The organism is Gloeocapsopsis crepidinum LEGE 06123, from assembly GCF_015207655.1.
Taxonomy (GTDB): Bacteria; Cyanobacteriota; Cyanobacteriia; order Cyanobacteriales; family Chroococcidiopsidaceae; genus Gloeocapsopsis; species Gloeocapsopsis crepidinum.
Genome location: NZ_JADEWN010000074.1, coordinates 1 through 12,515 on the forward strand (window position 1 = coordinate 1; position 12,515 = coordinate 12,515).

12 protein-coding genes are annotated in these 12,515 nt (G+C 41.8%); 9 read left to right on the forward strand and 3 right to left on the reverse strand.

Going from position 1 to position 12,515, the window contains the following annotated elements; translation table 11 throughout:
- Window positions 1–104: 104 nt before the first annotated feature.
- Entirely contained in the window at window positions 105–1,271 is a 1,167-nt protein-coding gene (locus IQ230_RS22215; protein WP_193934414.1) for an MFS transporter, read from the reverse strand.
- 77 nt (window positions 1,272–1,348) lie between these two features.
- Between IQ230_RS22215 and IQ230_RS22220 the strand changes: the two genes are divergently transcribed.
- From IQ230_RS22220 to IQ230_RS22250, 7 genes are all read left to right on the forward strand, one after another.
- Window positions 1,349–1,924, forward strand: coding sequence for a TetR/AcrR family transcriptional regulator (locus IQ230_RS22220; RefSeq protein ID WP_193934415.1), 576 nt, complete (start codon window positions 1,349–1,351; stop codon window positions 1,922–1,924).
- A gap of 65 nt (window positions 1,925–1,989) precedes the next feature.
- Window positions 1,990–2,337 (forward strand): thioredoxin, encoded by a 348-nt coding sequence (trxA, locus tag IQ230_RS22225; RefSeq protein ID WP_193934416.1) that lies wholly within the window; start codon window positions 1,990–1,992, stop codon window positions 2,335–2,337.
- A 201-nt stretch (window positions 2,338–2,538) separates the two neighbouring features.
- The gene (locus IQ230_RS22230) at window positions 2,539–2,991 is read left to right on the forward strand and encodes a DM13 domain-containing protein (RefSeq protein WP_193934417.1); all 453 of its coding nucleotides are present in this window, start codon (window positions 2,539–2,541) and stop codon (window positions 2,989–2,991) included.
- Between the two features lie 253 nt (window positions 2,992–3,244).
- Window positions 3,245–3,958: a DUF4079 domain-containing protein gene (locus IQ230_RS22235; protein WP_193934418.1), complete on the forward strand. Its 714-nt coding sequence runs from the start codon at window positions 3,245–3,247 to the stop codon at window positions 3,956–3,958.
- The gene (locus IQ230_RS22240; protein WP_322742539.1) at window positions 3,955–5,364 is read left to right on the forward strand and encodes a sensor histidine kinase; all 1,410 of its coding nucleotides are present in this window, start codon (window positions 3,955–3,957) and stop codon (window positions 5,362–5,364) included. The genes IQ230_RS22235 and IQ230_RS22240 overlap by 4 nt, the downstream gene beginning before the upstream one ends.
- Window positions 5,365–5,369: 5 nt before the next feature.
- A complete protein-coding gene (locus tag IQ230_RS22245) occupies window positions 5,370–6,068 on the forward strand; it encodes a response regulator transcription factor (protein WP_193934419.1) in 699 nt (232 codons plus the stop codon).
- A gap of 91 nt (window positions 6,069–6,159) precedes the next feature.
- Window positions 6,160–7,179, forward strand: coding sequence for a hypothetical protein (locus tag IQ230_RS22250; protein ID WP_193934420.1), 1,020 nt, complete (start codon window positions 6,160–6,162; stop codon window positions 7,177–7,179).
- 86 nt (window positions 7,180–7,265) lie between these two features.
- Here IQ230_RS22250 and IQ230_RS22255 read toward each other — a convergent pair whose 3' ends face one another.
- Both IQ230_RS22255 and IQ230_RS22260 read right to left on the reverse strand, forming a co-directional pair.
- Window positions 7,266–9,302 (reverse strand): di-heme oxidoredictase family protein, encoded by a 2,037-nt coding sequence (locus IQ230_RS22255; protein ID WP_193934421.1) that lies wholly within the window; start codon window positions 9,300–9,302, stop codon window positions 7,266–7,268.
- Between the two features lie 139 nt (window positions 9,303–9,441).
- Window positions 9,442–10,284: a carbohydrate ABC transporter permease gene (locus IQ230_RS22260; protein WP_193934422.1), complete on the reverse strand. Its 843-nt coding sequence runs from the start codon at window positions 10,282–10,284 to the stop codon at window positions 9,442–9,444.
- Window positions 10,285–10,473: 189 nt separating this feature from the next.
- Here IQ230_RS22260 and IQ230_RS22265 point away from each other — a divergent pair, with 189 nt between their 5' ends.
- Both IQ230_RS22265 and IQ230_RS22270 read left to right on the forward strand, forming a co-directional pair.
- Window positions 10,474–11,172: an aldehyde oxygenase (deformylating) gene (locus IQ230_RS22265; protein ID WP_193934423.1), complete on the forward strand. Its 699-nt coding sequence runs from the start codon at window positions 10,474–10,476 to the stop codon at window positions 11,170–11,172.
- Window positions 11,173–11,362: 190 nt separating this feature from the next.
- A complete protein-coding gene (locus tag IQ230_RS22270; protein WP_099699515.1) occupies window positions 11,363–12,382 on the forward strand; it encodes a long-chain acyl-[acyl-carrier-protein] reductase in 1,020 nt (339 codons plus the stop codon).
- Window positions 12,383–12,515: the final 133 nt, after the last annotated feature.

Consider the following 12,515-nt stretch of genomic DNA (forward strand, 5'->3'; position numbering starts at 1 on the left):
CCCCAACTACTGCATTCAGGGTTGATCTTCTCATTGCCACTGCACTCGATTTAATTAATCCCGTGCATTTGAAAAACTGGTTTACTCACTGTTGCTACTGTGCCTCATAAAACTGCAATAGGCTGTAAATAAACTCCAACTAGAGTTACTACGGCGATCGCAGCTAACATAACTATTACAAGACCAAAAGCGACTTTGAGATTTAGTTGATCGGCAATGCTACCTAGAATGAATGGTGAAATTAAAATTGCCATGCCCACTCCAATCGAGAGACGTGCAGTTGCTAGATCAGACTGCAAGTTAGCAGCACCAACTGCAAGCGAGAGAATAAGAGGATAAAAGTTAGCAACACCAAGCCCAGCAATAAGTAAACCGAGAATGTTGATTGGGGCAAAATTAGCCAACCAAAACATTGGAAAACCGAAAAAAGTTACTGCGATCGCACCCAATAGTAAAATTTCATCCTGCACAAGTCGACTAAGGCGGCTAAACATTACACGTCCAACAAAACCTGATAACACAAAAATACTCATCGTGCTAGCTGCATGACTCCTTGTTAAGCCAACAGCAGTTTCTAGAAAATCTGCACCCCAAAAGAAAATGCAGTACTCAACTGATACGCCTAGGAAAATGACTACCCAGTAGATCCAAAATGTTCTTGGTAATTTTTGATGTAGTGCACTTCCTTCAACTTGAGGTGTTGCAACAACGGGAATAGATTGTCGAAACTTTATGCTAATCAGAATTAATGCAATCGCAGCCAAATACAAAGCACTGCGCCAGCCCCATCCTATTTGCTGAAAACCACCGATCAACAAGGGAACAAGACTTGCACCAATACTAGCAGCAATATTTGCCTCAGTCAGCGCTAGTGTACGCTGTGCCTGATACTGATCAGAAAGTGCTGCCTGAATTGTCATCTGAAGGATAGAACCAAGTAGCCCTAAAAGTAGTGCACTGGCAATAGTGAAACTTGCTTGACGTGAGAATGCTACAGCTAAAGCACCTACCGACATCCCAACAGCACCAGTCCAGAAATTAACACTACGTCCCCACGTCTGAGTTGTGCGATTGCTCACCAATCCAGCTAAAATCATCCCTAACGCAAACGCACTACAGTGTAATCCGCCTATGGTGTAGCTCATTCCCAATTCAGCCCGTAGAAATGGCATTATTGGATCTAAAGCAGCTTGTAAATATGCAAAGTAAGCTGTCATTAAGTACGCTAGCCAGGTAAAACGATTCCGTACAAACAAAGCTTTTGCTGGCATGATGTATGTAGTATTTTTTATATTTGACTAATCGTTCCAAAATTGTTATAACAGTTGTAGGAGAACAATTAAAGTTGATGGCACGTAAGAAAGAGTTTGACCGAGATGAAGTGCTAGAAAAGGCGATGGAAACTTTCTGGTGCCAAGGATATGAAGCAACATCAGTCCAAGACTTGGTTGAAAAAATGGGAATAAACCGAGGAAGTCTTTACGATACTTTTGGTGATAAACGTGCCTTATTTCTCGAAGCGATCGCGCATTACAATGAAACAGCTTTTGCAGAGGCGATCGCTCAATTAGAAGCACCAGATGCAGCTAAGCAAGCAATTGTAGATTACTTTCAAAACTTCATTGAGTGTGCCACAAATGACAAACAACAACGTGGTTGCTTGATAACTAATTCAGCCGTAGAATTGGCACCACATGACCAAAATACGGCGAGTTGCATTACTGCCCATCTTCAGCGCATCGAGAATGCTTTCTATCATGCTTTAGTTAACGCAAATGAAAAAGGTGAAATTACTCCTAAACAAGATCTGCGAGCTATAGCACGTTTCCTTACCTGTATTCTGCAAGGTTTACATGTCATGTGCAAAGTCAAGCCTTCTGTCTTGCAAGACATTACAGACGTAGTTATCTCTGTTTTAGATTAAGGTAACTATTTTTTTTCAGTTAAACTGGAACGTTCATTCCAAAACAACAAGAAGGCTACTATCTTATGTCAAATAATACCAAATACATCACTCTAACAAACGACAACTTCCAGCACGAAGTGCTAGAGAGTACAGTAACAGTTTTAGTAGACTTTTGGGCACCTTGGTGTGGACCTTGTCGCATAATAGATCCGATTATTCGAGAAGTTGCAGCTGATTTTGCAAGTATAGCCAAAGTCGGTAAATTGAATATTGACGATTATCCAGAGCTGGCTACAGAGTACAACATCAATGCAATTCCCACATTAGTATTTTTCCGAAAAGGGCAAGTTGTAGAGCAGATTGCGGGTATCATACCAAAGCAAGCGATCGCCCAGCATCTTAATACTTTATCTGCGATAGAAGCTGTCTAAAGGAAACTATTTAAAGGGATGAGAAATTATTCTTATCCCTTTACTTTCATAGCTCAAGTGAACAATTCAGCAGGATTGATTATGAGAATTTACTGAGAAGAAAGTGAGTACTTTTCTACTAACTTCTCAATTGGGATTAATTCTACATCTACAACAAGCTTATACATTGTTATCAGTAGATGCTATTTCAAATAAAATCCCATGAAATTGAATTATTTAGTTCTAAGTATCGCTGCTATTTTAGCTGTTAGCAGTTTTAGTGGATTGCCTACAACCTCATCAGTTCAAGCAGCGCAAGTAGCCACAGTGAAATCGGGTAACTTTATCGCAGCAGAACACCCAACTGAAGGTGCAGCTCGAATTGTAACTGAAAACGGTAGACGCTATTTAGAATTTGACCAAGCATTTATGTCTGATATGGGTCCTGATTTGTACGTTATTCTGCATCGTGCTGCTACCTTACCAAAAGGTGGTCTAAAAGAGCAAGATTACATATCACTTGGTCGCTTACAGAAACTAAACGGAACTCAACGTTATAGCGTTCCTCAAGATATTAATTTAGCAGATTATCAATCTGTAGCTATTTGGTGTAGACAATTTAATGCTACATTCGGCTATGCCCCACTACAAACAGCAGCACAAGCCAACCGCTAGCACTACTTTGTTAAGCGATCGCATACACCACAAACTCCTTTTAACTACACCAGAACTTACGTAGTAAAAATTCAATTCTGATAAAAAGACTACGTAAGTCTTCCTTCATATTATTAAAAATAAACAGATATACTCAACTTAAACTGTTACTAATCTCTAATTCTGTCCTTTGTGTACTTTGTGGTTTGCTTCAAAAAATCTTTCAACACGCACTGAGAATATATAAGCTTTCTTCTACTTCTAGAGGTTTCATATGATAGAGATTAGTGATGCTTTAAGGTTATTGCATCCAGCGATCGCAATCATTTTTGTATTTCCAATAATTGGTATAGTTAGTAATTTAGCTTGGCAAACTCGGCAGCGACGCTTACATAATAAACAGAGTAAAATTTCACCGATTGTCGGGGCAGAGCATAATAGAATAGGTCATTGGTTAACAATAGGAGTTGTCGGTATTACATTACTAGGACTAGCTCACCCGATTGCCAAAAATATTCTCAACAACCAGCTGATTACTAAGCAACCATTTCAAGTTATATTTATTGTATTAATGTTTGCTGCTACTGTAACTTCCTTAGTATTACTTTATTGGGCAAAACAAAGTCTTTGGCGAGGAGTATTTGCTACACTCACTGGTGCAGGCTTAATCATTTTAGGCAGCCAAGATGGAGTATTTCGTCGAACGAATGAGTGGTATTTATCGCATTATTATATTGGTATAGCAGCGGCAATGTTAATGATTTTTTCGTTAGCGATCGCGCCTGATATTTACAAAGACCGTTCGCAGCGGTGGCGGAAAATCCATACAATTCTAAACTGTGTTGCGCTTTTGTTATTTATTGGACAAGGAATAACAGGAACAAGAGATTTGCTAGAAATTCCCTTAAGCTGGCAAGAGTCGTATATTTATCAGTGTGACTTTGCAAATAAAACTTGTCCGACACCAACACCAGGAAACAGTGGGTGATAGCAAGAATTAGGAATATCTGGCGAATTGATCCTTTTTCACTGCGCGTACGCTTAACTGTAGGTATCGCTGCGGTTTCGGCTTTGGGATTGAGTAGCGTTGCTATTTGGACAATATGGCAAATGCAACAAATTTTGATTGGTTCGCACAAGCGTTATGTTGAAGAGATTGCTCAACGTTTACCTCGTGATGCTGAGATATACAGTGAAATGTTTTCAGTAGCAACTGGCATCCAAAAAGCAATTGATAATCTAGCCAATAGTCAAACTTTTCTTTGGGTAATCTCTCCTGATGGTATTAATCGGGCAAAATCTGTAAATTTGAATGCGATGGATACCACAGCGATCGCATTATTGTCACTGCGTCAGGTTCCAGCTAGCCCTCAAGTCTTCGCAATTAATCACCGCTACTTTGTGATGTGTGCTAGGACTTTGCGCGTTAATGGCAAATCATGGGGACAGTTATTCATCGCCCAAGATATTTCTGACGAACAAACAATGTTTTTGGCAGTAGTACAGAGTTTAGGTGTTACCAGTTTACTCATCTTGATGGCGATTACAGTTGCGATCGCACTTTACATCCAACGTTCGCTACAGCCATTAATGCAGATTAATCAACTTGCAGCAAAAGTTTCTGCGGCAGATTTAGGGCAAGCAAAACTACAATGCGATCGCGCACCTACTGAGGTTAGAGAGTTAGCCCGTACATATAACATGATGTTAGAGCGTCTCGCCGCCGCTTGGGAACAACAGGAACAGTTTGTTAGTAATGTTTCCCACGAGTTACGCACGCCACTCACAATTGTCTATGGTTATTTACAAAGTGTACTCCGGCGCGAGACTAATCTGACAACAACGCAGCGGGACGCTTTAGAAACCGCAGCATCAGAAGCAGATCGCACAATTCGTTTATTACAGGACTTGCTAGACTTAGCACGAGCGGATAGCGGTCATTTACACTTTCATATAGAAGCTGTTCCACTCAATGCACTAGTAGCTGAAGTAGCAGGAATGGCGCAGCAATACAGCAATCGAGAGATTGCGATTGAGGCGAATGATGAAATCATAGTTTTGGCAGATCGCCATCGTTTAAAACAAGTATTGCTGAATTTGATCGATAATGCTGTTAAATACTCTGACTTTAGCCTACCAATTACATTAAAATTAGATCAACTAGAACAAGCAAGAATTCAGGTGTGCGATCGCGGTGTAGGCATTCCCTTACAGCAACAAGCCCGCATCTTTGAACGATTTTATCGAGTTGATGAATCCCGTGCTACTAGTGGTTATGGTTTAGGTTTATCGATTGTCAAAACACTTGTAGATGGGATGGGTGGCTGTGTTACAGTCGCTTCTAGATTAGGTGAAGGCAGTGTCTTTACTATTACTTTACCAATTGCTGTATAGCAACCATGACAGCACATATTTTACTAGTAGAAGACGAAATTAAGCTGGCTAAGTTCGTTCAGATGGAACTAAGCTATGAAGGCTACCGCCTCAGTGTAGAACATGACGGACTATCAGGGTTAAACACAGCCCGCGAATTACATCCCGATTTAGTTATTCTTGATTGGATGTTACCAGGGTTATCAGGACTAGAAGTTTGCCGCCGCTTGCGAATTCATGGCGATAAAGTACCAATCATTTTATTAACTGCTAAAGACGATATCAGCGATCGCGTTGCCGGTTTAGATGCAGGTGCTGATGATTACGTTGTCAAACCCTTTAGTGTCGAAGAATTACTCGCCAGAGTGCGGGCGCACCTAAGACGTACTCAAGATATAGACGCCGATATACGCCAATTTGTGGACTTGAAGTTAAATCGCCGTACCAGAGAAGTTTATCGGGGTACGCGACTCATTGAACTAACGGCGAAAGAGTTTGATTTACTGGAATATCTTCTCGCGCATCCCCAAGAAGTGATTACGCGCGATCGCATTCTTGAAAAAGTCTGGGGTTACGACTTTATGGGTGACTCTAACATTATTGAAGTTTACATCCGCTACTTGCGCCTCAAGCTAGAAGCCAATAAAGAACCGCGCCTGATTCAAACCGTGCGTAGCGTCGGCTATGTGTTGCGAGAGAGGAGTGAGGGAGTGATGAGTGGCTAGTAGCTAGTGAAAGAGTGATTAATGGCTCATTAATATTTCCTATAGCGATAGAGCGTGCAATAATAATCCAGCTGTTGTGCGATCGCCTTTCATGTCATCTTCTGATATTGATCTTGTTGCTGCCTTAGAGGAACAGACTAATTTAAACTTTCAACTTCCCGATCCTGAAGATGAACAAATTCCTGAGATGGAATTTCAACGCCAGGTAGATACCGCTTGGCAAGTATGCGATCGCTTTGATCTACAAACTGAAATTTGGCGGGGGCGCATTTTACGTGCAGTCCGCGATCGCGAGAAGAAATACGGTGATGCGCGGGGAAGTGGCTTTCTTAAATGGCTGCAAGAACGAGATATCAGCAAAAGTCAAGCATATTCCATGATTCAGCTAGCAAATAGCGCAGATACACTCATGGAACAAGGACAACTCGATTCTGACACCGTGCGCTGCTTTAGTAAACGAGCGTTTATTGAAACTGCCAAAGCTGAACCTGAAATTCAGCAGCTAATTACTGATGCCGCAAAAAAAGGCGATCGCATTACGCGGCGAGAAGTCCGTCAGCTAGCCGATGAATTCACCGCCATGTCATCCGATTTACTTCCTGATACCGTTAAAGCCAAAGCAGCGGATAATACACTTCCCAGCCGCTATCTTGCCCCTCTCGTGCGCGAAATGGAGAAACTACCGGAGTCCCATCAAACTGTGTTTCGCGAGGAAGTTGCAGCAAATCCTGATGTCGATACACTCAAACAAGTGACATCTGAGGCGCGTTATCTCGCCAAATATCTAGATGCAGCAACTAATGTCCAAGCACTTGATGAGGAGTCAGTGGACTTAGAAAGGGCGCTAGAAGAAGCGTTAAGACTTGGCTGTGTCAATGTTGCCGCCGATCTTGTTAATCAAGCTTCGCAGTTAGAGCAAACAATTGCCAAACTCTACAACACTTGGAAAAAAATTGGTAGTTTAGCTGATCGCTTGTATGTTGATACTGGAGCGAGTACGCCAAATTTGCGATCGCTCTTAAGCTGTTTAGAACAACTCGGTGGTGAAGTCGTCGAAGTGCAACTCGGTAGCGGAGAACGTACTATTCGCCTGCAAATTCAAGAAGAATGATTTTTAAAAGAAAGTTCTCCTTCTCCCAACTTTAGGAGAAGGGGTTAGGGGATGAAGGCATTGTTTGGAAAGTCTATTTCGGTAAGCTAGAAACGACCAGGACTGTCATCTAGTGCCAACAAAAAGTTGACTAAATCAGTTTGCTGTGCTGGAGTGAAACCAGCAGCTTGGTCTACATAAAAGTGATGACCAGTTCCATCAAGATTAGATCTGACTAAAGCAGAGTTAGCTTTATTAACTGCAACGACTTGGGCGCGAAGATTGCGATCGACTAGCGCTCGTAAGCTACTTGCCGCATCCGCAGGTTTACCAATACTCAATGTACCTGTCAATCCTAAGCCAGTTGGATCAACTACACTAAAACGACCATCCGATCTTACTTGTAATGCTCCTGAGCGCACTGCTACTCCACCATCATGTAAATAGGGCGCACTCAAATAAAGTCCACGTAAAGGAGTTGTTTTATAGCCACCATCAGGTAATAAACCTTTTGGCAAGCTTGTGGGACTGACACTAATTCCTGCTGTTGGTATATCCAAAACTTCAGCATTGGCAGAAATTGGCACAGGATTGTTAAAAGTGTAAAGCTTCGGTGGTACAAGCAGATTATTCAGGTCAAGGCGAGATTTAGCGCGGGCAGGATTAGTATTTATTTCTCGTAGTGGGTGAATTACATTGTCTGTAAAGAAAGGTGGAACGTGGCACGTTGCACAGTTAGCTTGCTCAAAAATTCTAGCCCCTCGCTGTACTGAGCCACTTTGCAGTGCTTGCTGATTTTCTCGGCTGCGATTTGGTGGCGGAACTAGGCTGTTTTGCCAAGCTGACATTGCATTTGAGGCAAATAGGAAAGGTCCACTTCCAATGTCTTGAGAATTCGTATTCGGGCTGAAAATCAACCCGTTATAAGTAAACAAACTAGGTTTCAGTTGAGGATAACTACCTGTACCTGGTGCTGGAATTTGTGCTTCTAACTCGGCTTTTAAGGGGTCTGGAGCAATCAAACGTAACCATTGCGAGGGTTTAATCGGAGGTCCCCATTTAGGCAAACGTAGCAGCGGATCGACTGCATTTTGCAGCACAACTCCTAAATAGACCTCTGGGTCAATTCCCAATGTTTGAGCACTTAATTGCGCGGCTGCTAGCAAATTAATCTCTGAGGAATGCACTCCATTGTTAATCGCGCTAAGCCCAGCGAAAGGACCGACTGCAAACTGACCATCAGCTAAGAATGGGTGAGTTTTGAAAGTAAAGACATTAGGGATTTGTGTTGTGTTACTAATCCCATCAGGTGAACTTTCAAATTGACCCAAGGGTATATCGAGTACTGCATCGTCAAACGCAGCTTCAATTTTTTGGGGATCGGGTAACTTAACTAAGTTATTACGGCTATCGATGATTGTTCTGCCATTGCCTTGATACTTAGGATCAAGTGGATTAATCTTTAATCGTGCAAAACCTGCCGCTGAGTTCGGTGCTAAAGCAACAAAAAATGAAGCATTCAAATCTCCATTAGGTACTCCCTTTAAACGTTTACCAGTATTGGTAGTAGCAACATGGCAAACTGCACAAGTAATATTGCCGTCTGTTTTCAAGCCTAAAGGAAAAATGGCTCCTTTCTCGATGTCTAAACCAGTATCAATAGTGCTTCCTTTAGGATATATGTGGCTACCTAAAGTTAAGTCCTTCTTAAGCTTAATTCGTAAATTAGTTGTTGGCTGACCGTGGAGTTTCAAAATTGCTTCGGTGACTTCTGGTAAAATCTGAGCAAAGCCGATGCTGAATCCGAACACTCGTTGGAACCCTAAAGTATCGCCAATCTTGCGATTGAAAAAAATATTCTCGCCACTGTCGAGTAACTGTTGGGTGATTTTTACCGCCCCAATGCGTTCGTAAGCACCAGGCGAATTCAGGTCAATGCTTTTTTGACGTACGAGTTGTTCTGCTTGTTGCGGGTTAAGTAACTTACCAAAATAATCGTAGTAACCTAAAGGTTGTGTAGGTGCAGGTTGTAGTAGTGCTTCAGTTGCTCTTACTGGTGGCTGTAGTAAGAAGTCTGAGAGAAAAACCGCAGCTACTGTAACTACAACAATCAGGACAAACAGCGATTTGTAGCGCCAACGCATATATGCCCCCTTGATTAAATTAAGGGTTAAAAAATTTTGTCGTAGAAAATTTTGGTAAGCATAATATAACTAACTGTTATCTAAGATACAATTTTTTGCAATGAATCTTTAGCGATCGCCTTCAAAATAAATACATTAACTAATTTTTAATTCCTGTTGTAGCAATTCCTCGAATAAATTGCCGTTGACCAAAGAGAAACAGAATGACAACAGGAATTGTCGCGATCGCGACTGCTGCCATGAGTAAAGGCCAATTATTTGTAAACTGTTCTTGAAACTCTGCTAAGGCAAGTTGTACCGTTCTTAACTCTGGTCTTGTTGTAAAAACCAATGGCTTAAATAAATCGTTCCATTCCCCGATAAAAGTAAACAAAAAGAGCGTTACCAAGGCTGGGCGTGATAATGGCAACATCACCCGCCATAGAATCTGCCAGCGATTCGCACCATCCAACGCCGCCGCTTCTTCTAACTCGATCGGAATTGTTAAGAAGTACTGCCGCAGTAAAAAAATTCCAAAACCATTTACCGCTGTCGGGAAAATCAGCGCTCCATAAGTATTAATTAGATGTCCCCACTTGAGAACTAAGAAAATTGGTATCACTAATAACTGAAAAGGAATCACCAGTGTCGCTAAAACAATCAACAGCACTACCTGCTGACCTTGGAATTTTAATCGCGCTAGCGCATATCCCGCCAAGGCTGAAGAGATAATTTGAAAAGCAGTAACAGCAAGTGCGACAAGTGTAGAGTTAGCAAATGCAAGCAGGAACTTGCCTCGCTGCCAGGCGTCTTGGTAATTAGTTAAAGACCAGCCATTTTGTGGAATCAGTGCTAGGGTCGCTCCTTCTGGAGCAAAGGAGGTGAGAAAAACTATTCCCAAGGGTAGTAGTACAAGAACCACACCTAGTAGTAGAACAACTAAGTTAACTACTTCTAATGTGGATTCACTGGTGGTGCTGTTGTTGAGATTTTTTTTAGGCATTGATACTGATTTCGCCTTATGCTTTTATAGGCATTGATATTTTTTTAAATTAAAAAATATTTCATGACCAAACGTAACGTAGCGCATCGAGATTTGTTAAGTTAAATTTAACCATCAACTTTACACTTGAGTTGCCAGGTTGACCAAGCTCGTATTAGTTGATTTACGTAAATAGGAGATAAAAGACCTATGCAGCAGCTGGCTGCCACCACCGCAGAACTTGATTTCCACAGCGAAACCTACAAGGACGCTTACAGTCGCATCAATGCGATCGTGATTGAAGGGGAGAAAGAAGCCCATGAAAATTACATCCGATTAGCGGAACTGCTGCCAGAATATAAAGAGGAACTGATTCGCTTATCGAAGATGGAGAACCGCCACAAAAAAGGTTTTGAAGCCTGTGGGCGTAATCTTCAAGTCACACCAGATATGCAGTTTGCGCAAGAGTTCTTTGCTCAATTGCACCAAAACTTCCAAAAAGCAGCCGAGTCAGAAAACGTAGTTACTTGCTTACTCATTCAATCTCTCATTATCGAATGCTTTGCGATCGCTGCTTACAATATCTACATTCCCGTTGCTGATGACTTTGCCCGTAAAATTACTGAAGGTGTAGTTAAAGATGAATACAGCCACCTCAACTTTGGTGAAGTCTGGTTGAAAGAACACTTTGAAGAATCTAAAGCTGAACTCGAACAAGCAAACCGTCAAAATCTTCCCATCGTTTGGAAAATGCTTAATGCAGTCGAAAACGATGCCCATACCTTAGCAATGGAAAAAGAAGCTTTGGTAGAAGATTTTATGATTCAGTACGGTGAAGCGTTGAGTAATATTGGCTTCACTACCCGCGATATTATGCGGATGTCAGCATACGGACTTACAGCTGCATAAAACTTACCAAGGTGCAGGGGTAGTAAACTCTGCCTCTGTATCAGTTTCACTGCATTGCTTAAACGTATCATCGCGTAAGTATGCCGAGTCCGAATTCGGCATCTCTGTGTGATATTTGGGGGGAATCATCCCTCAAGTTCACACCATTAATTTTTCTAATAGCAGCCATAGGTCTAATACAGCACAATAAATGTTTGGTCTAATCGGTCATCTTACTAGTTTGGAACACGCCCAAGCAGTAGCTAAGGAGTTAGGCTACCCTGAATACGCAGATCAAGGGCTTGATTTTTGGTGCAGCGCTCCGCCCCAAATCGTAGATACTATCAAAGTTACAAGCATTACTGGTCAAATAATTGAAGGTCGGTATGTAGAATCTTGCTTTCTTCCAGAAATGCTAGCTTCACGCCGTATCAAAGCAGCAACGCGGAAAGTACTCAACGCTATGGCTCATGCACAAAAGCATGGTATCAATATCACGGCTTTGGGCGGTTTCTCCTCGATAATTTTTGAAAATTTTAACTTGTACCAAAATCGACAAGTGCGCAATGTGCGGCTAGAGTTTGAGCGGTTTACGACTGGTAATACACACACAGCTTATATTATTTGCCGCCAAGTTGAACAAGCCTCTAGAAAGCTAGGCATTGAACTCTCAAAAGCAACCGTTGCAGTGTGTGGTGCTACAGGTGACATTGGCAGTGCAATCTGCCGTTGGTTGGACGCTAGAACAGATGTAGCAGAGTTGCTATTAATTGCTCGCAATCAAGAGCGATTACAGCACTTGCAATCAGAACTCGGTCGTGGCAAGATTCTGAGTTTAGACGAAGCTTTACCTCAAGCAGATATTATCGTTTGGGTAGCCAGTATGCCCAAGGGAATGGAAATTGATCCTACAACGCTCAAGCAACCCTGTTTACTGATTGATGGTGGTTATCCTAAAAATTTAGTCACCAAGGTGCAGTATCCAGGTATAAGTGTACTTAATGGTGGGATTGTAGAGCACTCGCTTGACATTGACTGGAGAATTATGAGCATAGTTAATATGGATGTTCCAGCCCGCCAGCTATTCGCTTGTTTTGCTGAGTCGATGCTACTAGAATTTGAGAAGTTACATACTAACTTTTCTTGGGGACGTAACCAAATTACAGTAGAAAAGATGGAACAAATCGGTCAAGTATCTGTAAAACATGGTTTTCGTCCTCTGTTGGTGTAGGAATTAGGATCAAGATTAGTGGCTAGTGACTAGTGATTAGTTTTGAATTTTGAATTAAAAGACTTTTCATAACTCAACACTCAATACTGAGAACTCATAACTCCCCTGATCCCTGACCCCCGACCCTTTAACT

Bases quoted from the DNA above. Each gene is read 5' to 3' on its own strand.
- IQ230_RS22215 (WP_193934414.1), bottom strand. From the start codon at position 1,271: ATGCCAGCAAAAGCTTTGTTTGTACGGAATCGTTTTACCTGGCTAGCG.
- IQ230_RS22220 (WP_193934415.1), top strand. From the start codon at position 1,349: ATGGCACGTAAGAAAGAGTTTGACCGAGATGAAGTGCTAGAAAAGGCG.
- trxA (WP_193934416.1), top strand. From the start codon at position 1,990: ATGTCAAATAATACCAAATACATCACTCTAACAAACGACAACTTCCAG.
- IQ230_RS22230 (WP_193934417.1), top strand. From the start codon at position 2,539: ATGAAATTGAATTATTTAGTTCTAAGTATCGCTGCTATTTTAGCTGTT.
- IQ230_RS22235 (WP_193934418.1), top strand. From the start codon at position 3,245: ATGATAGAGATTAGTGATGCTTTAAGGTTATTGCATCCAGCGATCGCA.
- IQ230_RS22245 (WP_193934419.1), top strand. From the start codon at position 5,370: ATGACAGCACATATTTTACTAGTAGAAGACGAAATTAAGCTGGCTAAG.
- IQ230_RS22250 (WP_193934420.1), top strand. From the start codon at position 6,160: ATGTCATCTTCTGATATTGATCTTGTTGCTGCCTTAGAGGAACAGACT.
- IQ230_RS22255 (WP_193934421.1), bottom strand. From the start codon at position 9,302: ATGCGTTGGCGCTACAAATCGCTGTTTGTCCTGATTGTTGTAGTTACA.
- IQ230_RS22260 (WP_193934422.1), bottom strand. From the start codon at position 10,284: ATGCCTAAAAAAAATCTCAACAACAGCACCACCAGTGAATCCACATTA.
- IQ230_RS22265 (WP_193934423.1), top strand. From the start codon at position 10,474: ATGCAGCAGCTGGCTGCCACCACCGCAGAACTTGATTTCCACAGCGAA.
- IQ230_RS22270 (WP_099699515.1), top strand. From the start codon at position 11,363: ATGTTTGGTCTAATCGGTCATCTTACTAGTTTGGAACACGCCCAAGCA.